This is a genomic window from Paenibacillus sp. JT22N15, assembly GCF_059383755.1.
In genome coordinates this window covers 181,648-205,268 of sequence record NZ_JBXENV010000007.1, presented here as the reverse complement: position 1 = coordinate 205,268, position 23,621 = coordinate 181,648, and the positions used below count along the sequence as shown (strand labels likewise).

Genomic DNA, 23,621 nt, shown 5'->3' with positions numbered 1-23,621 from the left:
GATCCTCTCACAAGCAGCATAGCTCCGTGCTGCCGAACAATAATGACAACTGCTGCGGACGTTCCCGGCAGCTCTGCAAATTATTCAGCGGATCCTTAAAGCTTGGGTCCAGCTCATAGGCTTTAAGGAAAAATTGCTCTGCCTGCTCCAAGTTTAAATGAACCGCTTGAATGCACCCAAGGGCATTATAGCTTAAAGCGAGCCATTTCGGATAGTCCGTAAGTTCAATTAGCAGTTGAAAATGACGCTGCGCCTCACTCCAATTTTGCAGGTGCATATTCGTCATAGCCAAAAACAGCCTTGCTAAATTGCATTCCGGCAGGTGGTTTACAGCAAGCTGGAACTGCTTTGCAGCATGGGAAAACATAAATAATTGATAATAGCCTTGTCCTTTGGATATGAGCTCCGCTTGCTCCACAGTCATGCCAGAAATAGGCTGCTGTGAGACGTTTGGCTTTTCTGCTTGCTGCTGCGGCAGTGGCTGCACAGCCGCTGGCGCTTGTCCTACATACTCCGCTGCTGCTGTAAGCAGTGAAGCATTTGAAGGCTCGGCCTCTTCCTCTGTGAAAACGGCAAATTTTTCTTCAAAATCAATCCATTGCTCAATTAAAGAATCGCTGATTTGCTTCAAAGCGTAAAGCTGCTCGTCATAATATTGCTTCTGTTCCTCCGCCGCCAGAGGGTAGGAATCAATAATGTTGTCGAGCATTTCGTTCATCGTCGCAAACATATGCTGGAACATCATGCATCCCGCCTTCACCAAAGAATTGAGGAGTGATAACCTCATTCTTTGTTAAGCGGGTGCTTTTCATACTTGGAACCAGCCTTTACATAACGGAGGAACTGACTTGCGCCTGCTTACAAAATCGTCGCATGAATTTCTTCCGTCATTTGCGACACCGGACGGTTCGCCTCATCCAAAATAACGACGCGCGGCTTGTAATTTCTAGCCTCTTCCTCCGTCATCGATGCATAAGAAATAATAATGACCGTATCTCCTGGCTGTACGAGTCGGGCAGCTGCGCCATTGAGGCAAATAACGCCAGAGCCTCGCTCCCCTTTTATAACGTATGTTTCAAGGCGGGCACCATTATTATTGTTTACGATTTGCACCTTTTCATTGGCCCAAAGATCCGCCGCATCCATTAAATCCTCATCAATGGTAATGCTGCCGACGTAATTGAGGTTTGCCTCTGTTACCGTCGCGCGGTGCAGCTTTGATTTCATCATCGTTCTAAACATTGCCATTCACCTCCAAAGGTTCAAACAGCTCATTATCAATTAAACGGGTCGCCCCGAATTTTACGGCTAAAGCCAAAATGTAACGCTTGCGGGTACTTTGAAAAGGAACGTCAGCAACAGGTGTGGCAAGTGCAGGGTATTCCAGTACTTCGACATAATCGATATTGGCAAGCGGTGCTTCGCTAATCGCAGCACGCACTTTGTTCACAAGCTCTGCTGGCGTTAGCGAGGCGTCCTTCATCCATTCCCGCGCCTTTGCAAGCGATGAAGAAAGGGCAGCAGCTTGCGACCGCTGCTCCGCATTCAAATATACGTTGCGCGAGCTAAGCGCAAGGCCATCCGGCTCCCGCACAATCGGGCATGGCACGATCGTAACAGGGAAATTCAAGTCATCGGTCATTTGCTGAATGACTGCGACTTGCTGGGCATCCTTCATGCCAAAGTAGGCCCGGTCTGGCTGCACCAGATGAAACAGCTTGCTGACGACCGTTCCAACGCCGTCAAAATGACCAGGGCGCGATGCGCCGCATAAGCGGTCTGTTACATCGCTGACGAGCACCTTCGTCAGCACCTTGCGCGGATACATTTCGCTGACCGATGGCATAAATACGATATCAATGCCGTTTTCAGCAGCGATGGATAAATCGCGCTGCTCATTGCGCGGATACGTTTCAAAATCCTCGTTCGGCCCAAATTGCAGCGGGTTGACGAAAATCGACAGCACGCTAATATCATTTTCTGCTGCTGCCTGCCGCATTAAACTGGCATGTCCTTCATGCAAATAACCCATCGTTGGCACAAAACCGATGCTTGGCTTGCTGCCGCCGCTCCACATCTTCTTTTGCTGCTCTTTTAGCTCATCTATGGTTCGGCACAAAATCACGCTGCTCATTCCCCTCTCCAGCCTGCTGGCTTTCACCCGCACCTTTGACACCATTAGTCTGCTCGCGGGTCGCTGAACCGCCATAGAGGCTGTCTACAGCGTCCTCAGACCTTTTGCCGAACACATGCTCCTCCGCTGGAAACTCACCGGATTTGACTTCACTTACAAAAGCTCCGATGGCATCGCGAATCGTCGAGCCTATGTCTGCGTACACTTTAACCATTTTTTTCTTAATGACCGGTGATGAATATTGCAAAATATCGTGATACACAAGCACCTGTCCATCGCATCCGCGGCCAGCCCCAATCCCAATCGTTGGAATCGACAGCTCGCGGCTAATACGGTCCGCAATCGTCTCCGTTACAAGCTCCAGTACGATGGCGTAAGCTCCTGCCTGTTCAAGTGCCTTGGCATCCTGCAGGATTTGCTCTGCTTCCGCCTCCTGCTTTCCTTGTACCTTAAAACCGCCATGCGTGTGAATCGATTGCGGCTTGAGCCCGATATGTCCCATCACCGGAATGCCCGCTTTGACCAGAGCCGCCACTTCGCCCGCAATTTCGACGCCGCCCTCAAGCTTAAGCGACTGGCCGCCGCCCTCCTGCATCATTCTGGCTGCATTGCGCAGCGTAGCTTCACGCCCAATTCCGTATGTCATGAAGGGCATATCCGTCACAATAAACGTATTGCGTGCCCCGCGTGCTACCGCTTTCGTATGATAAATCATATCGTCTAAAGTGACCGGAAGCGTCGTATCGTAGCCGAGCACCACATTGCCAAGCGAATCCCCTACAAGAATAATATCGACGCCAGCCTCCTCCGAAAGCATAGCTGACGGATAATCGTAAGCAGTCATGACGGTAAGCTTATTGCTCTCCTCTTTCATTTGCTGCAAATTCGTTATCGTTAAACGTTTCCTCATCTTGGCCTCATCCCTTCTTCAATTCTGTTTTAGGATAAACACAAAAAAACCTTTTAGCCGTCGCTAAAAAGGTCCCCAAACGAAAAAGGAAACGTATATCACTTTATTGCTTCCTTCTGTCTCGGTCCTTTCGGCTCAGAGCAGACTACTTGTACTTCCAACAAAACTTTCTTGCAATTCCATGCCGATGCTGGCATGAGGTTTAGCACAGTGCAGCTCTTTTCAGATACCGCCCGTTAACCCCATACTAGCAAAAATATGTCGATCCGTAAATATTACTCGCCCCGCGGCTCGCCCATTTCTGCAGAAAAAATAAGCGCCTGGCTGCCATCCAGCTTTTCTACGATAAGCGCTCCGCTAGCATCAAGCCCTCTCGGCGTGCCTTCAACGACACCTTGCGGCGTTAAAAGCGTAGCTGGCTTGTGAAGCGAAACCGAAAGCGATTCCCATAGCGTAACAATCGGGGCAAAGCCCTCGCTTTGATACAGCTCATACAGCTGCTCCCACTCCAGCAAAAAATCGGCAATTATCGCTTCGCGTATTTGTTTCTCGCCGCTTGCCATACGCAGGGAGGTCGCTTTTTCCAAAAGCTCCTCGGGATAATCGGCCTGCTGCAAATTAACGCTGATGCCGATTCCGGCAATGACATAGCGCAGCCGCTCATCCTCTGCGGCGGATTCGAGCAATATGCCGCTGATTTTTTTGCCATTAATGAGCAGATCGTTGGGCCATTTGATGCCGATGTCGAGCTTCGTCAGCCGCTTAAGGCTGCGGCAAAGCGCTACTGCCGTAAGCAGCGTTAGCTGCGGAGCAAAATAAATCGGCACCGTTGGACGCATGACCATGCTCATCCAAATGCCTTTGCCCAGAGGCGATATCCAGCCTCGGCCCATGCGGCCCCGACCGCTCAGCTGCTGCTCAGCAACAACGAGCATACCTTCCTCCGCCCCGCCTTCCGCTAGCGCTTGCGCAATATTTTGCGTCGATTCGACCGATTCCAGCACCTGCAGCTTTTGACCAAATTTTTTGGTTTTAAGACTGGTTAGCAAAGCAGCCATGTCCAGCTTGTCCGGCATGGAAAGCAGACGATAACCGAGCCGGCGTGAAGCTTCAAATTCAAATCCTTGTGACTCCAGCTTGCGTATTTGCTTCCATACTGCCGTGCGGCTCACTTTCAGCTCGCGGCTAATATGCTCGCCAGATACATATTCGCCGTCGCGATCTGCAAACAAACGCAGCAAGTTTTCATGACTCATCCGTCTCTTCCTTCCATCTGTCAACTTGTTTCAGCAGCTGTTCCTGCGAATTAGAAAGCTCGCCAAGGGCGACTAGCAGCAGCAGCCGTTTCAGCGTCTTGCCCATCCAGGCGCCCGGTTTGCGATCCCAATAGGCCGCAAGCTGATTGCCGTCTAGCGCCAGCTCCTTGAGCGAGGAAATTTCCATTTGCGACAGCCAAAGCTTCATCCGCGGCACATCCGCCCAAAAAGCGTGCTCCCGCCCAGATGCTTCTGCAATATGCAGCCAGCTTGCTGCTGCTACCTGTCCGTAGCGCAGAACGGCCTCAATCCAGCTTACACGAAGCTTCTCTTCGTTCGGGCTCCGGTTAACGACCATATCATGATGAAGCGACACAATCGCCATAATGACGCCGCTGCGGCTTCCTGACATCCGCAGCGCCTGCAGCGTTGCTTTTGCCTCCTGAGGGGTAACGCTTGGCTGCGTCATCAATGCTGCATAACGAATGTCCACCCCATGTAGCGCAGGCAAATAGTCAAGCTGAATACGCTCCGTCTTCGCTGCCTCAGCAAGCAAGGCACGAGCGGCCGGCAAAGGCTCAAGGGTGTAAGCAAGAAGGCCGCTGCCAGCGAGCAGCGCTGCTGCATAATGCGGAGCCGGTCCGCCAATCATTTTATCAAGCTCGGCCTGCACACGCTCCATCGCTACGTAGCGCAGCAGCTCGCGGTGCTTGAGCAGCGCCCGCCAAGTGCGGTACACGATGCGAAAGCTGAACTGCGAAGCGAAGCGGAGAGCACGCAGCATGCGAAGCGCATCCTCCTGAAACCTGGCTTCCGCGTCCCCTACACAGCGCACCTGCTTCGACTGTATGTCGCTCATGCCGCCATACGGATCGTAATAATCTCCGCTTAAACGCATCGCCATCGCATTAATCGTCAAATCCCGCCGCAGCAAATCTTCTTTAATATCCGAAATAAAAGCCACACTTTCTGGCCTGCGATGCTTCTCGTATACGGATTCCTTGCGATACGTCGTTACCTCATACCCTGTTCCATCCTGCATCACCGTCACCGTCCCATGCTGCAGGCCAGTTGGAATACAATACGCAAATAAGGCAACAACCTGCTCCGGTGTCGCCGACGTCGCAATATCTACATCCTTAAGCGCGAGGCCCATAACGGTATCCCTCACGCAGCCTCCAACGAACACGGCTTCATGGCCGTGCCCGTTCAAGGTTGCGAGAATGGGCAGCGCCTCTCGCATTGCTTGCGGAATCGAGGTGCAGCGCTCCATCTTCTCACCCTCTATCCTCTTATTCGCAAACGACCGCAGACGCAGGAAGCTCAGCTTCCATGCCCAGCACGCGATAATATATTTCTTCATATTCAGCCGTAATGCGATCATTACAGAAAGCATGGCAGGCGCGGTATATGCAAGCTTCCTTAAACTTCGCATGCAGCTCTTCGTCTGTCAGCAAACGAATCGCATTGGCGGCCATGCTGTCCACATCGCCTATCGGGCTAAGGAAGCCCGTCTCTCCATGCGTCACCAGCTCAGGGATACCGCCAGCAGTCGAGCCAATCGTCGGTACGCCGCAAGCCATGGCCTCCAGCGCTACTAGACCGAAGCTCTCTTTCTCCGAAGGGAGCAGCAGCACATCAGCAAGCGATATCACCTGCGCCACATCCTCCTGCTTGCCCAGAAATACGACGCGATCCTCCAGTCCCATTTCACGGATTTTACACTGGATTTTCGAAAGCTCAGGACCTTCCCCAACGAGCAGCAGCTTCGAAGGCACTTTTTTAGCAACCTGCTGAAAAATTTCAATAACGTCAGAAACCCGCTTAACAGGACGGAAATTGGAAATATGCATTAATATTTTTTCGTTCGGACTGGCATAATCCAGGCGAAGCGAAGCGACGTCCCGAGGATAATAAATGCGCTTGTCAACGAAATTATAGGTCAGATCAATCGGCTTCGTAATATCAAGCAGCCTTCTCGTCTCCTGGATCAAATCCTGGGAAACCGCCGTTACAGCATCACTTTTGTTAATGGCAAGCCTAATCAAGTCCTTAAGCGACTCATCCTGCGCGAGCACCGTGATATCCGTTCCATGCAGCGTAGTAACCGTCTTGAGCTCATCGCCGATCATCTGCTTGGCGAGATGGGCACAGACGGCGTGAGGAACCGCATAGTGCACATGAAGCAAATCCAGCTTCTCCATCTTGGCAACCTGTGCCATCTTGCTTGCCAGTGATAAATCATAAGGCGGATACCGAAATACATAATAATCATTGACTTCAACTTCATGGAAAAAAATATTTTTATTAAAATGGCCTAGCCGGAACGGAATGCTGTGCGTTATAAAATGAATTTCATGTCCCCGCTCAGCAAGCAGCTTGCCGAGCTCAGTCGCAACGACACCAGAGCCGCCAAGCGTAGGATAACAGGTTATCCCGATTTTCAACTTACGTGCCATGTCATGCTCACTCCTGCCGTCTCTAGCTTTTATAATCAATACTATTCCTAATGGTTTGTATATCTTGCCAAACCGGTTGCCCGGCCTTCTAAAATAATTTCACCTCATGCGGCCGCTTTAAAGCAAATCCTTCCGCATACTGCCAGGAGCGTGCCTGACCGAGCAGCATATCCCTTGCTTCTACTCGTTCCACATAGCGGTCGGTGAGCGGCGTCGAAACGCGGTCTTCCGATTGGGAAACCGCTTGAAACTGCGAGCGGTAAGCTAGCAGCGATTGGCGCTTCGTTTCGTATTGCTCACTAACGTCTACGACGAGCGAAACCTGCTCCATGTCATTTATGTAGTAATAAATGAGCTGCTGCACCTGAACAGGCGGCAGCTCCGGCATATATTTTCGCAGCTTGGCATTGAATACAGCTTCCTCAACCAGCTGGCTGCATGCAATATGATCGGGATGCCGATCAACCCAATACGGCGCAAATACGATGCGCGGGCTGGTGCGGCGGATTTCTGCCACGATGCTGTCGATATTGCTGCGTGTTAGCTCAAGGCCGCGATCCGGCAACTGCAGATTGGTCCGTGAATAAAGACCAAGCACCGCAGCAGCTTCATCGGCTTCGCGCCTTCGCTGCTCTACGGTGCCATTCGAAGACATCTCCGCTTCGGTCAAATCACAAATGCCAACCAGCATGCCTGCCATCGTATGCTTGGCAATAGTGCCGCCCATTCCGATTTCAGCATCATCTGCATGAGCGCCAAATACGAGAATATCTAAGCGCTCACTCATAACGGCAATTCAGGCTTGTACTTATGAACAAGCTCTCTCCAGGCAAAATCGCCGCGTTCCAGCGCCTTGACGAGCAATTCGGCTGTCGCCACGTTCGTCGCGACTGGAATGCCCTGCACATCGCAAAGGCGAAGCAGCGCAATAATATCCGGCTCATGAGGCTGTGCCATTAGGGGATCACGCAAAAAGATAATCAAATCCATTTCATTTTGGGCAACAAGGGCGCCGATTTGCTGGTCGCCGCCGAGCGGTCCCGACATAAAACGGTGAATGCTCAAATTCGTTTGCTCCATAATTCTCGTACCAGTCGTACCTGTTGAATAGAGCTCGTGGCCAACAAACACCTGCTCATAGGCAATAACAAAGTTGACGATTTCTTCTTTTTTTCGGTCATGCGCGATGAATGCAATTTTCATAGGTGAGGCCCCTCTTCCGCTGTCTAGTTCAAACCTTCTACTAATCCATTAAATGCTCGAAACCGTATATTAAACCGCTGTACCCCATCACTTTCTTGATCGCTACATTAACACCTGGCATATAGCCCGCACGGTCATAGGAGTCATGGCGAATTTTGAGCGATTGGCCATAACCGCCAAATACAACTTCCTGCTGCGCAAATACGCCCGGAAGTCTCACACTATGTATACGGAAGCCATTGTAGTAACCGCCTCTTGCTCCTTCAATCGTTTCTTTCTCGTTAGGATTGCCTTGGCGCAGCTCCTGACGAGCCTCGGCAATGAGCTCTGCCGTTTTGATTGATGTGCCTGAAGGAGCATCAAGCTTGTGGTCGCCATGATATTCAATAATTTCAACATGCGGCATATATTTCGATGCCTGTGCTGCAAATTTCATCATCAGAATAGCGCCAATCGAAAAGTTAGGCGCGATGAGCCCGCCAAGCTGCTTCTCGATACAACGCCCGTTAAGCTCTTCAATTTGCTCAGGGGTAAAACCTGTCGTTCCCATAATAGGACGAACCCCAAATTCTATCGCTGTTTTTGTATGTTCATAGGCTGCATGCGGAGCCGTAAAATCGACCATAACATCGGCCTTTGCACTGCTGAGCGCCTCTTCAATCGTCTTGCAAGCGATGACGCCGGTATTCGGCTTGTTCGCAAAGCTTCCTGCATCTACAGCGCCTGCTGAAGGCGCGACGGCGGATACAAGCTCCAGCGCCTCATCCTCCAGCACCATTTTTACCACTTCACGGCCCATAAGACCGCCTGCTCCGATTACTGCTACTTTAATTGTATCCACTTATCCATCACCTGTTCCTTCGTCTATGTTGTCCGTTGATTCGGTAGCGCATCAAGCGCCGCCGACGGCTCACATCAGCAAACAGCCTTCTGGCAGCTGAATGCTCCGGGTCAAGCCGAATCGCTTCTCGCGCATGGACAGCAGCTTCATCCAGCTGCCCAAGTTCAGCGTACGTCATGGCGATCCAGTAAAAAGCGTCAAAGCACAGCGGATCAAGCTCCACCGCCTTCTTTAGCATCAACAGCGCCTCTTCCAATGCCGGAGGTTCTTGTATCAGCTGTTGCTGCGCGCCAGAGAGCTGCAGCCTCGCTTCAATCGTCTGCAAATGATAAATATATTCCGGCTCATCCCTCGCCAGCTCAAGCGCCCGGCGGGCATGGTCATAAGCTTTCGCCCATTTCCCGCTGCGCGCGCATGAAATAGCGCACTTATGATAATAACTGGCATTGTCAGGCTCTGCGGCAATCGCTTGCTCAAACCAGACAATAGCCTGTTCAAAATCGCTGGTTAAAATGAAAGCATACGCCTTTTTGATACAAGCATCCCCGTTCATTACCGCCCATCCTCCTTGTACACAGGTTGATGGTACAGCATATGTGAGATGCGGTATTACTGTTCAGCGTTTTTTAAAGTCCAGCGGTTTTTATCCCGTGTATTGAATTTGTCCATTACTTTATTATGTGCTTCCGTTAAATCAATATCGAGCGAATTGGCGAAGCAGGATAATAGAAATAAAATATCGCCAAGCTCCATCTCGATGGAGTTGTCAGCTTCATCCGCCTTCTTGCGCTTCTCGCCGTAGGAATGGTTCACTTCACGCGCAAGCTCGCCGACTTCCTCGCTCATTCTTGCCATCAGCGCCAGCGGACTGAAGTAGCCTTCTTTAAATTGAGAAATATAATCATCCACTTCTTGCTGGATATGTGCCAACGTTTTTTGAGACATACGTGAAATTCCCTTCTTTCAAGACTAGCGTTTTCCCCATCTATAGCAGTTGGAAAACAAGCCTAAAACTTATTGTTGTCAATAATTCATATGTTAACGCAAAGAGACGATGAAAACAATGTTTTTGAACGATGAAAATTGCGCTATACTACAGAATGGAAACCGCCTTCCGATCAACATCGGCGTTTTCCGGCCATCCCAAGTATAAGATTAATCGCAAGCAGTGGACACCGAAGCGAATAAGTGAAATAATGGCTTCTTTATGCTTATCATTCAAGCGTAAACGACAATCGCCGCCCTTGGCCGGCAAAACTTCGTTTTGCGCTGAAATATAAGCCCGATATAAAAGGAAAACTTATATGCTTATATTTAAAAAAAGGGGAATGCTAATGATGCTTCGAAAAGTGACTAAACAATTGCAAATTATTTTGCCTATTCTGCTAGGCACAGCCATATATGCTTTCGGGCTGCACTATTTCCTTATTCCGAACATGCTTATGGAGGGCGGTGTAACCGGCATAGCGGTTCTGCTCAATTATGCAGCCGGATGGCCGCTGTCCATTACGACGCTTGTCCTCAACATTCCGCTGTTTCTGCTTGGCTGGAAGACGCTTGGCCGTACCGAGATGCTTTATACGCTCGCTGGCATCGTATCGCTCTCCTTCTTCCTTGCTGTAATGGAGCAGCTTATTGCCAGAGGCTGGGTCATTACCTTCCACACTTCAACCGATTACATACTTGCCGCTCTGTATGCAGGCGTTACGCTCGGCGCAGGGCTTGGCATCGTCTTTCGCTTTGGCGGGACAACTGGCGGCGTGGATATTATAGCCCGAATCGTATCACGTCGCAAAACGCTGAGCATGGGGCAAATTATTCTTATACTCGATATTGTCATTATCGGAGGCTCGCTCTTTTTTATTCCTATCGAAAAAGTACTGTATACGCTCGTAACGGTATTCGTTTCCGCCAAGCTCATTGATTTTATTCAAGACGGTGCCTATGCCGCCAAATCCTTCTCTATTATTACAGACAAAGGCACGCCGATGGCGCAGCGCATTACGATTGAGATGGAACGCGGCGTGACGCTGATGCCGGCAAAAGGTGCTTTCTCCGGCCAGCAAAAGGAAATCGTTTATTGCGTCGTCCAGCGGCAGGAGCTGCGCCGCCTCAAAGCAATCGTACGCAGCGTAGATCCTCGTGCTTTCGTCATCATTAATGATGTCCACGATGTGCTGGGCGAAGGATTTAACGAGGAATAAAAGCCGCTCCCATCATGGGAGCGGCTTTATGCCGTAAGGCTGCTGCTTGTATTTACGCCAGCTCTTATAAGCAAGCACAGCCATAATAATAGCGCCAAGCAGCAGCGTCCAGCTTACCGGATTAGCCGATGCGGGAGGCGCGAGCGCGGGCTCCTCCACAACAGCTTGCGGCTTGTCCGTAAACAATCTGCTTACCGCCGCTCCAAGCTGCGTCAGCGCCTCGTCCACTCGGCCGGCTTGCGCTTGATCCTTAGGCCCAGCGGATAACAGCACGTTTGTGTAGCGTATCCGCTCTTGCAGCTCTGCTGCCCGTCCTTCCGGACGCAGCATAAAGGCGGGACCCTCAACGAGCGCCAAATGCGCGCTTAAGTTGTCCATCGCCGCTCTTGCAGCATTCGCCCGTTCCTCATAAGGGCGCTTCCACGCTTTCCTCACACGGCTTACATCTTCGAGCATAACCCGTTCATATTGCATCCACAAACCGCTAGCCGGCCTAAGCATCGCATCCGCTGTTAGATGAATCCGGGCAGATGCCTCCATCCACGCTACGGACTGCTTTTTGCTCAAAAGCTCATCGGAGACAGCCCTGATGCTCTGCTGCAGCTTTGCCCAACCAGCTGGGCGGCCTTCTATGCCTGTTTCCAGCTGCGGCACAAGGCGCTCCAGCTGCTGGACATATTTATAGCCGGCCTGGCGGTTATCTGCATAAGAAGCCTTATATAATGAATGAGCCGCTTCCTCGAAACGACGCAGTAGCTCTTCAGCATCGGCAGCCTGCGCTTGTCTCGCGCCAAGCGGCTGTTCACCAGCATAAGCCCAAGTTGCAGAGACGGAGCCTAGCAACATCGCTATACATAATACAATGGGTATTGCAATACGCGTTCTCATGGACATCCCCCCATAATCCAGCTTATGAGGGGATGTCCATCGTTATGCTTTTTTAAAGTTGTTTTCTTGCTCGGAGCGCCAGCCAGCCGGCCATAAAGCTGAAGATGGTTAAGCCATATGTAAACAAACGGACTTGCGGCAAATCGTCCATCAGCTCATCAGCAAGCCAAGGGAACACGCCGAACGTATAATCAATCGTGTCATTCAGCAGCAGCCAGGCGGTGCCTATGACGACGGCCTTGAATCCTGCTCTCATAAAGCGAGCATACAGAAGCACCTCTACAGCCATACCTAGATGGGAAAGTACAAGCATGCCATGCTGCCAATTCAGCTCTCCGCCTTGCGCTCCCGTAGCCACTATCATTGATACCGCCCACAAGCCGTATTTCACTGACGTTACGACCGCGAGGCCTTCTATAATCATTCTAGTGACCTGAACGAATCTAGATGCCGATTCAGGCGGCGGGAACAGCAAGTAAAGCAGCGCAAGCGTGAAAAACAAACTAGCCGTCGGACTGTCCGGCACAAATACAAGCAGCCAAGATGGAAACCGTTCGTAGGTATAAACCAATTGATTCCAATACCAGATGTAGCCATAAACGGTCCCGAAAAAATTAACGATAAACAGCAGCCACAATATCGTACGGTTCATCCACAGCATGCGGCTCCATAACCATGACAATCCCATTATTTTCAACCCCTATATTCCTAGCCTTGTTATAGCGTCCGTACATTGTCCTAATAAGTTTGAAAAGAACCTGATTGCAATAAAGCAATCAGGTTCTTGCTGTTACTCGTTATTCAGTTGAAGCTTTCTGCTTGGAAAGCCACGTTGCAATTTGATCAATCTGCTCAGCGCTCAGGCTGTCTTTGAAAGAAGGCATATTGCCGTTGCCGTTCGTGACGGTCGCTACAATCTCTTCTTTAGATAATACATCGCCAATTCCCCGAAGTGCAGGAATTTGCGGTGGGTTACCTTTCATATCAGCTGCGTGGCAGGTCAAGCATTTGGATTGCTCCATCAGCTTGTGTGCTGGATCATCCGCTTCTACAATTGCAACAGATGCGGTTTCAGGCTTCTTCGTTGTGCTAGGAGCCTCTTCACCTTTAGCCGCTGCTTCTCTTGCTTTCTCTTCACGAATGTGATGCTCAGGTATCGTATTGGTAATTTCCAGCTGGTGCTGGTAGTGGTCCCAAGATATAACCGTCAAATACACACAGGCGATCAATGATAAAATCATCAGCGAGGAAGCAATCGGACGACGGTAAAATCTGCGCTCTTTGCCTGTATCGAGGAAAGGAGCAAGCAGCAAGCCGCCGAACATGACACCAGGAATACCCATTGTACCGAGTACAATGTAATCCTGTGATACATATGGATATTTCAAAAATTGATACAGGAACAAGAAATACCAGTCCGGCATCGGAATAAACGATGCGTTTGTCGGATCTGCCGGATAGCCTAGCGGAGCCGGCTCTGCAATCGTCCATACGAGAAACCCGACGAGTACGACGCAGCCAACCATCCACTCTTTCAGCAGGAAGTTAGGAATAAACGCTTCTGACTTTCCTGGAAAAGACGTGTAGTCCGGCGGAATATTCGGATGGTTGTTTTTCTTGACCCGCGAATCTCCGACGAATACAACCTTTTCGTCTGATTTGTGACCATGTGCCATCATAAAGTCCTCCCTTCGCTTAAAGTGGTCCCGAAATACCTTGTTTCCGAATCATCAGGAAGTGAGCTGCCAGCATAGCAAGAAGCGCACCTGGCAGGAAGAAAACGTGAATCGCGAAGAAGCGAGTTAACGTTTGAGCTCCTACGATGTCGCCGCCATACAGGAACTGCCCGATGTAAGGTCCGATGTACGGAACGGATTCCGCGATTTGAACGCCGACCTTTGTTGCGAAGTAAGCTTTGTTATCCCATGGAAGAAGGTAGCCTGTGAAACCAAGGCCCAACATAATGAAGAAAATAAGCATACCCACTACCCAGTTCATTTCGCGCGGCGCTTTATAAGAGCCGGTGAAGAACACGCGCAGCGTATGTAAAAACATCATAACAATAACGAGACTCGCACCAAAGTGATGCATACCGCGAACGATGCCGCCGAATGCGACCTTGTGGTTCAAATAGTCAACGCTTGCATAAGCATTCAAAATGTCCGGAACATAATACATCGTCAGAAACATACCAGACAAAATTTGAATAACGGTAATAAAAAACGTCAAGCCGCCAAAGCAGTAGACAAATGCCGAGAAATGATGTGCAGGGTTAACGTGCTCCGGTACTTCGTGATCCGCAACATCCCTCCACAACGGCGTAATGTCAAGACGTTCATCAATCCAATTGTATACACTTTTAAACATCTGATCATTCGCCTCCTTAGCCTACCCGTGAATTTGGCTTAACTGGACCCAAGTAAACAAATCCATTCTCAAGCTTCACTTCGTATTCATCCAATGGATTTGGAGCAACTGCAAGGTTCTTGCCGTCTTTCGTATAACGTGCGTCGTGACACGGGCAGTCATACTCGTCTTTACCTTTCGCATTCCAAGCAATTGTACAGCCCAGATGTTTGCAGATCGGTGAAAGCGCAAAAATTTTGTTGTTTGCGTCTTTGGACACCCAAGCAGACAACTCAGGATCGCTGACGTACCATCCATCAACTTGGTGAATTTGGAACTTAAACTCTTGCGGATCTGTCGTAATTTTGCTCTCTTCTACTACTTTAACAAAGGTGCCCTCGGTTTTTTTCTCTAATAATGGGTCTACCGCAAAACGCACCATTGGAAGCACGGCTCCGCCCATCATAAATGCGGTTGTTCCACCGAGCGTATACGACAAAAACTGCCGTCTTGACATCTCTTTGCGTTGAAGCGGCTTATGTGCCGATTCTTGATGTTCGTGGTTACTCATCTTCTGTTCTACCCCCTTTGCCAACCATTTCTTGTGTTTTAGCCCATGGCAAAACACATGACGAACTAGGACATACTTATAATAGCCTAGGTGCTTAGGAGCGTCAAGAATATGGCTGATGATTGTCTGCCTAATAAAATGTTGATTTTTAATTTGTAATTAATTTGTCACATTTAACCTTGCATGGCATTTGTTTTCCCCAAAAAACTTCCCGATTATGCAAAATTGAAAAATCAGGATGGCTCCTTTGGATTCCACATAAGCGAAACGCGCTCCTTCACGTCGGCACCAGAAGGCAGCTCGCCGGCTTGATCCGGTTCCAGCAGCAAATCGGCCTGAATATGGGCCAAATCCAGCTTGCCGGATGCGGTCGCTACAATTATATATCGGAATCCCGATGCTCTAAGTGAAGCGCATACATCATTAATCATATCAACAGCCGCATGGGCCCCTACATAATGAAGCGCCGGATAAGTGACGACTCGCCCTTTAAAAGGTATTTCTATCAGATCCATTACATCACGCAGACGCTCCAGGGCAGCGGTCGCCTCATAAGGCTGCTCTTCGCCGTTCATGCCTGTCACAGGCAGCATGCAAGTGTCCAAATAAGGACGCAGCTCTTCCCACTGCTCTTCTTGCACATCGCTAAATTTCATTGCTAAGGACTCCTTCCGCTTGCAGCTTCAGCTGGCTTATCGCAGCTTGCGAAAGCTAGCTAGCTTCCTTTTTATAGATCAAACCTTTGTCTATGTTAACGGTTTATTGTCCTTTTGCCAATGGGTCTTCTCCATCTGCCTGCTTATTTTGCTTGATGCGCAGCAAAATAAGCTTCTACCTCAGCTCGCGAGTTTTCTCGCCAGAGCCTGTGATGGAAGCTTATTTAACCCTTCTCCTTGCTTTCCACGTTATGCCTTCACTTCATTTCGTTCAATTCTTTAGCTAAGCGATAAAACGTATCCTCATCGCCAGCCGCAAGCGACTGGTCAATTTCGCGGTAAATACGTTCCGCACGGAATTTTCGCACCGCTTCATCCAAGGCCATTTCTGCTGCAAGCGACAGCATCGCTTCATACGTTACTTTCATTTTATCCATAGGATACACCTCCACACCGGCGTTAAGAGATCCTATATTCTTCGCCTTTCTTCACGTAGCTTTCCATCGTTCGTTTCATTCGCAGCAAATCGTCCTCTGTAAGCTCTCTAACGACTTTAGCAGGTGAACCAAGAGAAAGCGTATAGGGTGGTATCTTCTTATTCTCCGTAACAATCGAACCGGCTCCTACTAAAGCATATTCACCAAGCTGCGCGCCGTTAAGTACGATTGCCCCCATTCCAATTAATGTGCCTTTGCCTATCGTACAGCCATGGATAATAGCCGCGTGCCCAATGGAAACTTCATCTTCCAAAATGAGCGGCTGGTTCGTATTCACATGACCGACAACTCCATCTTGTATGTTGCAGCTATGTCCAATGTGTATCGGAGCCAAATCTCCGCGAAGCACAGCGTTAAACCATACCGTGCTGCTGTGGCCGATTGTTACATCACCAATCAGCTTCGCTCCTTCCCCGATATAAACACTGGAATGAATCGTTGGTCTTACTCCCAAATAAGGCAGCAGCATCTCGTAAATTCCCCTCTCATTTGCACTGGAAATCAGCATTCAGTTGCTATGCATCCATTCCTTTACATTAACGTGGGGTGATTCTATCAACTGCCGCAGCCATTGTCAATACATGAACAATCGGTTCTGCTCTTCCAGACTGATGCCTAGCATTACCGCTTTGCCCGCTTTCGTCGTTTTGATGACCATACCGTGTTGCTCATGCTCTCCCAGGCGTATTAAACCAAGATGGACGAGCATGCCAAGCAATCTGTGCTGAAAAATCCGCTCCGCATCATCATAATAGAAAGGTTTAATGAGCGGGACGAGCACTTGGCTGAGCGATTGTGCCGTTACCCACTGATCCGACAGTCCGCCAATCCATTGTACGAGCGCTAAAATGTTCGGAATGGGCCCTTTATACTGCTTAAGCCAGCATTTGTACAGCTGCTGCAATTCATTTGCCGGAGCGCTAAGCAGCCTTTCCTGCCCACCTGGCGTAAGCCTGAGGCCCAGAGGCTCCTCTAGAAAATAGTTCATTTGCACACAGTAGTCATACAGCAGCGACATTCGATTCGGATAATGGTGAAAATATTTGCCGTAGCCGAATCGCCATTCCCCCTTGCCCGGCAGCTCCTCCTTGATCGAAAACATATCAAGCAGTTGCAAGCTGAAGCGCTTGTATAAGGAGCCGTCAGCCGCCATCGTCACTTCGTTGTGATGGATGTAATGCAGCAATTGACGAATATCGGCTTGCAGCAGCTCCTGCTCATCACGATACACATGAGGCTCGTCTGTATACACAAGCTGTGCTGCAAATTTGCGCTTCAACGTTTCACGAAACCGCTGCTTCAAATCCTCTGGCACCTGAAACAAATAACGGTTCGGCCCAGTGAAGCCGTTAAACAGCCAGCCCTGATGCTTGAATTTGACGATTGTATCCCGGGGGCTGCTCTCCTTCATGACAGGCGTTTTCTTAGAACGGCGCTTCGGTTGTGTTGCTTTGGCCGGCTTCTGAATAGAAGAAGCTTTCTCTCCAGAAACCTGCTGCTGCACCTTCGCTTCCTTCTGGGCAACGCTCGCCGTCTCCGGGCTGCTGAACTTGCTCTGCTGCGCACGAGCCAGAAGCTCCTCCAGACTAAAAGCGTCTCTCGTCTCGAACAGCAGCGAGTTTAAAAAACGCAAATCCTCAATTGCCATGCTGCTGATCTGTTGCTCGAAAACATCATTTCTGCTTACTGCGCCAAGAATCGACTGAATCAATTCATTTTTGGAGTTGCTATTGCACTCGCATTGATAGACGGAGGCAATGCGGCTGAGCTGCCCGATATCTGCGCAGCCGAGCATATCCGATAAATTCATAGTCTCTCCTCCTTCGCGCTTAACTGCTGCTTTAATGAACAGTTTGCTTGCACTCATGATTGTAGAGCAGCCTTTTTTTATTACCATTATGGGAAGAAACTCAGATTTTATAACCGCAGTTCCAGAAAAATAGTTTTTATGCTTCTTTTTCGGAAAAAGCACCTCTAACAGCAACCATAAAAAAACGCCATTCCTCCAGTAGGAGAAATGGCGCTGCCATCAATTGAATCCAGCTGCCCCTGCAATTGTTAAAGCAGCTTTCACGCTTATTTTAAACGCCGACTTGATCAAGTTGTTGCAAATGCCGGCTGCAATTGTACAACAAGGATTCCCATTCATTTTCGTTGAATTGGAGAATCGAGTAGGACATATTATCGAGAAACTGCTTATCAAGTCCCGAGCAGAGCTCGTCCAGCAGCTGGGCAAGAAAGCTCCCATGCGTGACGACAAGCAAGCGCCCCTGGGGATTGCCTCGCCGCCATTCCTCTACAAAAGAACGCCCACGCCCGCGCACAGTCTCGTCAGACTCCTGTCCAACTTCAGCTTGGCGCCATTGCTCACCCCAGCGTGCTATTCGCTCCTGCTCCGTCGTTCCTTCTATGTCGCCATAAAAACGTTCACGCAGCCGCTCATCCGGCGCAAGCAGCGGAATACCCAGCTTATCCGCGACAATTCGGGCTGTCTCACGGGCACGCTGCAAATCACTGGAAATGACAGCATCCCACAGCTTCTGATCTTCGCTTAGACGGTTAGCGAGCGCAGCAGCTTGCGCGACTCCCCGCTCATTCAAGGGAATATCGGTCTGCCCTTGTATTTTCCCAAGCTTATTCCAATCCGTATTGCCGTGACGTACCAGACCTATTATCATCCCGCCAGCCTCCCCAGCTTAGTTGCAATCTATTACCGCAACGTAACGCAAAACAAGGGCTCCTGTCAAGGAGCCCTTCGCATTAGCTGCGTGTTCTTGATAACCAATTCAGCATAAGCAGCGTCATGACCATGCCAAGCAGCGACAGCGCTACCCAATACTGTGGAAAAGCCGGAACGACCTTAAGCACGAAAGGATCGCTGATGCTCGCAACCGGCACTTCATATTCAGCGCTAATGACGAGCCCGCTGCCAGAAGCATTAGCTGTGTCCATAAAACCAGTCAACTGGGCCAATTGATCCGGACTTGTACTCGTTTCGTTGCCCACGACGAAAAATACGAGCGCACAAACGAACATCGCCATGCAGCCTGCCACAATAAGGGCCACATTGCGACGAAAGGAAGGAGAAAACTGATAGCTTTTGTGTGTAACCGGCATAAGCCAGGAATCCTCTGCATAAATGCGATCCATGACTCCGCGCGTCACATGATCCATTGGCGGCAATTGTACAGAATCATCCTCGGCAATGCAGCGAATCAGCTCCTCGCTCTCTTCCCACAAACGGAGCTGCTCCATGCAATGCTCACAATCAAGCAGATGGGCCTCTATCTCCTGCCGCTGCGGATCTTCCTCCGGCAGCTCCCAGCAAATATGGAGTTTGTGTTGAACGTCTTCGCATTTCATCGCGTTTTCATCCCTTCAAATTCTTCCACTCCGAGAGCTTCGCCAAAATAAGGCTCCAATTGCACCTTCACACTGGCTCTGGCTCTGAATAACAAGGATTTCACAGAACTGACCGTCTGCCCTAAAATGCTGGCAATTTCCTGGTAGTCCATTTGGTCATATTCTCTAAGGATAAGTGCGGACCGTTGTTTTTCAGGCAAATTATTAATAGCTTCGCGAACCATCGCCATTCGCTCATTTCGAAGCACGAGCTGCTCCGGACCTGCATCAGGGGCCGTTACAGGCACAATACCCGATTCATCTAGAGACAAATTTGCAGCTTTCTGCTTGCGCAGCTCGCTAAGCACGGTATTGCGGGCAATCGTATAAAGCCACGTGGAAAAAGAAGCATCCACCTCACGAAACGAGTGCAGGCTGCGATAGGCTTTATAAAACGTTTCCGAGCATAAATCCTCTGCCAGCAGCTCAAGCTTCGCGCTTTTGAGCATATGAAAAATAAAAGATAATATTTTGCGCTGATAACGGCTCATTAGCTCTGAATAAAGCTCAATGTTGCCATCTTTAATTTCCCTTATTAATTGGGAATCAGTCATGACAGGCGAACCTCCCCACCTGCGAATTCATCTTCCCGGCCCTGTTATCATTAAATTGTACCAAGCCGGAAGCAAAAAGTTGCGGTATGTATAATAAAAATTATGAATCGCTAGTCTAACAACATAAATTCGCGCCGCATAATCAAAATCCTGCTTTATTCGACAAAAGGATAAATGAGGAATTTTTTAGAAAAAGGTGCTTGCTATTGATAAATCCCCCTCCTTTTATCCTATAGAACAAAAGAAAAGTGGTTAAGCAGGCAACTAATCCTGCTCAGCCACTATCCCGTTTGCCTATTCTTCATCCTCCTTCAGGTCATGCTCAAAGGGCGAAATTAACGTATAACGACGGCAGCTCAAGGTTATGATATTTATGTTTCACCGCCTATAAGCCCTTAATATAAAAAATTCCACTTATCACGCTTACATGCAAGGTGGTGTTTTTGCTCTTGTATTACTATTAAATTTTAGTGAAGTGAGGAATATATATGAATGAGAAAAAAAAATGGGATTTATCGGCTCTCGCGACTATCCCGCTTATTATGACGCTTGCGAATTCCATGCTCATTCCTATCCTTCCTCTTATTCAAAAAAAATTGCATATCTCTTCTCTCCAATCCAGCCTCATTATTACAGTTTACGCTGCGATATCCATCTTATGTATCCCTTTGGCCGGTTATCTTTCCGATCGTTTCGGAAGAAAACGAATTATCGTCATCGGGCTATGTATTGCGGCTGTCGGTGGTTTAATCTCAGGTTTAGCAGCATGGTTATTGCATGATCATGTTTACGCATTCATTTTAACAGGCAGACTCATTCAAGGGATTGGAGCCGCTGGCGCATTCCCGATCGTTATGCCATTGGTTGGCGATATGTATAAAAGCGAGGAAGAGGTTAGCAATGGACTTGGCATTATTGAAACCTCTAATACTTTAGGCAAGGTTTTAAGTCCCATTCTAGGTTCTGCATTGGCGCTAATTATTTGGTTTCTACCTTTGGCTGTCATACCCTTCATTTCAACCGTATCTATTGTAGCCGTTATTTTTCTCGTTAAAGCACCAAAACAGCAAAATAAAACAAAGCTAAATTTTAAAAATTTTCTTGCTTCCCTTAAAGGCATTTTCTCCGAAAATGGGAAATGGCTGTATGTCATATTTGCACTCGGCGGAAGTGCCATGTTTATGATGTTCGGTTTTCTTTATTATTTATCATCCGTTCTTGAGGAAAGCTATCATATAGAAGGTATTTGGAAAGGTGCACTGCTGGCAATCCCGCTCAGCGCTATTTGCATCGCTTCTTTCGCCTCGGGGAAATGGATTGGAGAAAATAAATTGAAAATGAAATGGTTTACCGTGGTCGGATTTGTATTTATCGCCTCAGCCATGCTGATTTGTGGATTAGCCAATACAAAGAGCTTATTTCTCCTAATATCTCTCATGTTTATTAGCGGATTAGGCATCGGTATTGTTCTGCCCAGCTTAGATGCGTTAATTACGGAAGGAATAGACAAAAAACAACGTGGGACTATCACTTCTTTTTACAGCAGTACAAGGTTTATAGGCGTTGCCTGTGGACCATTAGTCGCTTCCATGCTTTTACGTCACATCGAATGGTTGTTTTATATTTTTGTAGCAATTGCTGGCGTGTGCTGCTTAATTGCTTTGTTTTTTATAAAACCAGATCAAATTAATATATAGAAAAATAGCAGCTAAATCATTAAGCATGAAGCATGAATTAGATAATTATGCATATTGAATTTGTCATTTGTGTATTTGAATCTGTTAAAATCCTTGCTAAACTAAAATTCGATAATGAGAATCATTATTATAATAACATCCTCAAGAGCCTAAGTGAGACCGGAGTGCTTTTTTAGGAGTCATTCTTTTTTTATAAGAAAGGTTGGTTGAATTGACTGCAAATAGACCATTATGTATTGGATTATGCTTAAATGCAACATGGACGAAAGGCGAGGGCTGGCGGCAACCAGATAGCAAAGTAGAAAGAATGGGATCCATTGATTATTACATTAATTGGGCAAAGATGGCGGAGAAGTCAAAACTCGATTTTCTTTTCAGGGCGGATTATCTTTATGTCAGCCCGCAGATGATTGGCGATACCGCTAGTTTTGGCAGTCCTGACCCTACTATGATGTTTGCTGCCATTGCCCGTGAAACCGAGCGAATCGGTCTCGTTACAACCATTTCTACGACTTTTAATCCGCCATATGTTGTTGCCAGGCAGCTTCAGTCTTTGCATTGGCTGAGCAATGGGCGCGCAGGCTGGAATATTGTAACTTCTATTGAAGGGGCAGAAAATTTTGGCGATTCCCCAATGCCTTCCCCACAAGAAAGATATGCAAAGGCAGTGGAGTTTACGGATGTTGTACGCAAGCTATGGGACAGCTTTCCGCAAGAAGCCATTGTTATTGACCGCAAGTCCGGCATGTTTTCTGATAAGGATAAAGTGACTGCCATTAATCATTCCAGTGAATTTTTCAGTGTAAAAGGTCCTCTTACTTTACCTTCTCATAAATCGGGAACGATCCCTTTATTTCAAGCTGGCGCTTCCGATATTGGGCGGAATTTCGCCTCTTCTGTAGCTAATGCTATTTTTGCGGCTATGCCGGATGTTGAATCAGGAGTGGAATTAAGAAATGATCTGAGAAGAAGAGCCGCAGAGCATGGTCGCGATCCGAACGCCATCCGAGTATTGCCAGGCTTATATTTTTTCCTAGCCGATACACACGAAGAAGCGCTGGAATTGCATAAGACTGCGCATGCGAATTTAAGTATTGCACGCAGACATGCCTCTCTGAAATCGGTGCTAGGTCTTGATTTAAGCGATTTGCCTTTGGAGCAACGTGTAACTGCCGAGATGCTTCCCGATCCTAATCAGGCCGTCCGCAGCCGGACACATGCTGAGCTGCTGCGCCGTTACATTACAAAATATCAGCCTACAGTGGAAGAGGTACTCGCAAGGCCGGAGATTGTAGGATCTGCCCATTGGGTATCTGTTGGAACGGTTGAAACGGTGCTAAACGATATTATTGAACGATTTGAGGCTGGAGCTATAGATGGATTTATAGCCCTTCCAGGCGGTTCAGAAAAATCTATGGAAATATTTTTTGAACAGCTGGTGCCGGAGTTGGTTGAAAGAGGCTTGTTCCGAAGCGAATATACGGGAAGCACATTGCGTGAGCATTTGGGAATTACATAATCTATTATTAATCACTAATGTGCAGGCATAATATAACGTGTTGTCAATCTAGCTTTTGATAAAACGCAAGATTGCACCATATGGACTAATGCTGGTAAGATGGTCGATTCTTTTTTTTGTTATAGGTTTCCCCTTAAAGGTGCTCCTTTCTTTGGTTGATGGTGTTCAGTCGAACCCTGTTCTACCAAAGACAAGGGCGCTTTTTTATTTTTATGAGGCGCTACTTTCATCATTCAGGGTACATATTACTTTTGAAAAAGCGGTACTATAACAACACTGTGTTTTTTCCTCAAACAAGCTTTTTTGGTGACATTTTGGTACAACCCAATATTGTCAAGTGGGATGACGAGTATCAAGGAAACCCCATTACAATAAAGCAATGTTGCCATCTTTAATTTCCCTTATTAATTGGGAATCAGTCATGACAGGCACCCCCCCACCTGCGAATTCATCTTCCCGGACCTGTTATCATTAATTTGTACCG

General features: G+C 48.3%; 27 protein-coding genes. 3 read left to right on the top strand and 24 right to left on the bottom strand.

Translation table 11 applies throughout. The features are described 5' to 3' along the window. Positions 1-7: 7 nt before the first annotated feature. The 12 genes from AC50X8_RS15840 to AC50X8_RS15785 all read right to left on the bottom strand — a co-directional run bounded on the left by AC50X8_RS15840 (position 8) and on the right by AC50X8_RS15785 (position 9,748). Positions 8-742, bottom strand: a complete 735-nt coding sequence (locus AC50X8_RS15840; RefSeq protein ID WP_494880297.1) for a tetratricopeptide repeat protein — start codon at positions 740-742, stop codon at positions 8-10. A gap of 116 nt (positions 743-858) precedes the next feature. Further along, on the bottom strand, positions 859-1,242 hold the full coding sequence (panD, locus tag AC50X8_RS15835; RefSeq protein WP_056028712.1) for an aspartate 1-decarboxylase: 384 nt from the start codon (positions 1,240-1,242) through the stop codon (positions 859-861). Beyond that, positions 1,235-2,125, bottom strand: a complete 891-nt coding sequence (panC, locus tag AC50X8_RS15830) for a pantoate--beta-alanine ligase (protein ID WP_494864592.1) — start codon at positions 2,123-2,125, stop codon at positions 1,235-1,237. Before panC ends, panD begins: the two co-directional genes overlap by 8 nt. Beyond that, positions 2,100-3,044 carry a 3-methyl-2-oxobutanoate hydroxymethyltransferase gene (gene panB / locus AC50X8_RS15825; RefSeq protein ID WP_056028715.1) on the bottom strand — a complete coding sequence of 315 codons (945 nt, stop codon included), beginning with the start codon at positions 3,042-3,044 and terminating at the stop codon, positions 2,100-2,102. Before panB ends, panC begins: the two co-directional genes overlap by 26 nt. A 275-nt stretch (positions 3,045-3,319) precedes the next feature. After that, on the bottom strand, positions 3,320-4,300 hold the full coding sequence (locus AC50X8_RS15820; RefSeq protein ID WP_494880294.1) for a biotin--[acetyl-CoA-carboxylase] ligase: 981 nt from the start codon (positions 4,298-4,300) through the stop codon (positions 3,320-3,322). After that, positions 4,290-5,684 (bottom strand): CCA tRNA nucleotidyltransferase, encoded by a 1,395-nt coding sequence (locus AC50X8_RS15815; RefSeq protein WP_494880292.1) that lies wholly within the window; start codon positions 5,682-5,684, stop codon positions 4,290-4,292. The genes AC50X8_RS15820 and AC50X8_RS15815 overlap by 11 nt, the downstream gene beginning before the upstream one ends. After that, positions 5,593-6,759: an N-acetyl-alpha-D-glucosaminyl L-malate synthase BshA gene (gene bshA / locus AC50X8_RS15810; protein WP_494864367.1), complete on the bottom strand. Its 1,167-nt coding sequence runs from the start codon at positions 6,757-6,759 to the stop codon at positions 5,593-5,595. Before bshA ends, AC50X8_RS15815 begins: the two co-directional genes overlap by 92 nt. An 88-nt stretch (positions 6,760-6,847) precedes the next feature. Continuing rightward, positions 6,848-7,546, bottom strand: coding sequence for a bacillithiol biosynthesis deacetylase BshB1 (gene bshB1 / locus AC50X8_RS15805; RefSeq protein WP_056028727.1), 699 nt, complete (start codon positions 7,544-7,546; stop codon positions 6,848-6,850). Further along, positions 7,543-7,962: a methylglyoxal synthase gene (locus AC50X8_RS15800; protein WP_056028730.1), complete on the bottom strand. Its 420-nt coding sequence runs from the start codon at positions 7,960-7,962 to the stop codon at positions 7,543-7,545. Before AC50X8_RS15800 ends, bshB1 begins: the two co-directional genes overlap by 4 nt. 40 nt (positions 7,963-8,002) lie before the next feature. Next, entirely contained in the window at positions 8,003-8,761 is a 759-nt protein-coding gene (dapB, locus tag AC50X8_RS15795; protein ID WP_056032644.1) for a 4-hydroxy-tetrahydrodipicolinate reductase, read from the bottom strand. A gap of 49 nt (positions 8,762-8,810) precedes the next feature. Then, positions 8,811-9,356 (bottom strand): tetratricopeptide repeat protein, encoded by a 546-nt coding sequence (locus AC50X8_RS15790; protein ID WP_056028733.1) that lies wholly within the window; start codon positions 9,354-9,356, stop codon positions 8,811-8,813. 56 nt (positions 9,357-9,412) lie between these two features. After that, positions 9,413-9,748, bottom strand: a complete 336-nt coding sequence (locus AC50X8_RS15785) for a nucleotide pyrophosphohydrolase (protein ID WP_056028735.1) — start codon at positions 9,746-9,748, stop codon at positions 9,413-9,415. A 389-nt stretch (positions 9,749-10,137) separates the two neighbouring features. Here AC50X8_RS15785 and AC50X8_RS15780 point away from each other — a divergent pair, with 389 nt between their 5' ends. Next, positions 10,138-11,007, top strand: a complete 870-nt coding sequence (locus AC50X8_RS15780) for a YitT family protein (protein ID WP_056032646.1) — start codon at positions 10,138-10,140, stop codon at positions 11,005-11,007. Positions 11,008-11,019: 12 nt separating this feature from the next. On the opposite strand, the gene AC50X8_RS15775 is transcribed toward AC50X8_RS15780, so the two are convergent. The 12 genes from AC50X8_RS15775 to AC50X8_RS15720 form a co-directional block, all read right to left on the bottom strand. After that, positions 11,020-11,895 carry a sporulation protein YpjB gene (locus AC50X8_RS15775; protein ID WP_056028738.1) on the bottom strand — a complete coding sequence of 292 codons (876 nt, stop codon included), beginning with the start codon at positions 11,893-11,895 and terminating at the stop codon, positions 11,020-11,022. 52 nt (positions 11,896-11,947) lie between these two features. After that, on the bottom strand, positions 11,948-12,583 hold the full coding sequence (locus AC50X8_RS15770) for a DUF1405 domain-containing protein (RefSeq protein WP_494880290.1): 636 nt from the start codon (positions 12,581-12,583) through the stop codon (positions 11,948-11,950). Positions 12,584-12,692: 109 nt separating this feature from the next. Beyond that, positions 12,693-13,571 (bottom strand): menaquinol-cytochrome c reductase cytochrome b/c subunit, encoded by an 879-nt coding sequence (locus AC50X8_RS15765; protein ID WP_056028744.1) that lies wholly within the window; start codon positions 13,569-13,571, stop codon positions 12,693-12,695. A 19-nt stretch (positions 13,572-13,590) separates the two neighbouring features. Next, positions 13,591-14,262, bottom strand: coding sequence for a menaquinol-cytochrome c reductase cytochrome b subunit (qcrB, locus tag AC50X8_RS15760; RefSeq protein WP_046232067.1), 672 nt, complete (start codon positions 14,260-14,262; stop codon positions 13,591-13,593). A gap of 16 nt (positions 14,263-14,278) precedes the next feature. Further along, complete coding sequence (locus AC50X8_RS15755) at positions 14,279-14,812, bottom strand: Rieske (2Fe-2S) protein (protein WP_056028748.1); 534 nt, start codon at positions 14,810-14,812, stop codon at positions 14,279-14,281. A 233-nt stretch (positions 14,813-15,045) separates the two neighbouring features. Beyond that, a complete protein-coding gene (locus AC50X8_RS15750; protein WP_056028750.1) occupies positions 15,046-15,468 on the bottom strand; it encodes a DUF2487 family protein in 423 nt (140 codons plus the stop codon). Positions 15,469-15,725: 257 nt separating this feature from the next. Next, positions 15,726-15,905 (bottom strand): IDEAL domain-containing protein, encoded by a 180-nt coding sequence (locus tag AC50X8_RS15745; RefSeq protein ID WP_056028751.1) that lies wholly within the window; start codon positions 15,903-15,905, stop codon positions 15,726-15,728. Positions 15,906-15,927: 22 nt separating this feature from the next. Further along, a complete protein-coding gene (locus AC50X8_RS15740; protein WP_056028753.1) occupies positions 15,928-16,434 on the bottom strand; it encodes a gamma carbonic anhydrase family protein in 507 nt (168 codons plus the stop codon). 105 nt (positions 16,435-16,539) lie between these two features. Continuing rightward, positions 16,540-17,775, bottom strand: a complete 1,236-nt coding sequence (locus AC50X8_RS15735; protein WP_056028755.1) for a hypothetical protein — start codon at positions 17,773-17,775, stop codon at positions 16,540-16,542. Positions 17,776-18,046: 271 nt separating this feature from the next. Further along, positions 18,047-18,643 carry a histidine phosphatase family protein gene (locus AC50X8_RS15730; protein ID WP_056028757.1) on the bottom strand — a complete coding sequence of 199 codons (597 nt, stop codon included), beginning with the start codon at positions 18,641-18,643 and terminating at the stop codon, positions 18,047-18,049. An 82-nt stretch (positions 18,644-18,725) separates the two neighbouring features. After that, on the bottom strand, positions 18,726-19,328 hold the full coding sequence (locus tag AC50X8_RS15725) for an anti-sigma factor (RefSeq protein ID WP_056028758.1): 603 nt from the start codon (positions 19,326-19,328) through the stop codon (positions 18,726-18,728). After that, positions 19,325-19,921 carry an RNA polymerase sigma factor gene (locus tag AC50X8_RS15720; protein WP_056028760.1) on the bottom strand — a complete coding sequence of 199 codons (597 nt, stop codon included), beginning with the start codon at positions 19,919-19,921 and terminating at the stop codon, positions 19,325-19,327. Before AC50X8_RS15720 ends, AC50X8_RS15725 begins: the two co-directional genes overlap by 4 nt. 488 nt (positions 19,922-20,409) lie before the next feature. Here AC50X8_RS15720 and AC50X8_RS15715 point away from each other — a divergent pair, with 488 nt between their 5' ends. Beyond that, positions 20,410-21,618 (top strand): MFS transporter, encoded by a 1,209-nt coding sequence (locus AC50X8_RS15715; protein WP_494864355.1) that lies wholly within the window; start codon positions 20,410-20,412, stop codon positions 21,616-21,618. Positions 21,619-21,829: 211 nt separating this feature from the next. Further along, positions 21,830-23,137, top strand: a complete 1,308-nt coding sequence (locus AC50X8_RS15710) for an NtaA/DmoA family FMN-dependent monooxygenase (RefSeq protein ID WP_494880288.1) — start codon at positions 21,830-21,832, stop codon at positions 23,135-23,137. Positions 23,138-23,621 lie beyond the last annotated feature (484 nt).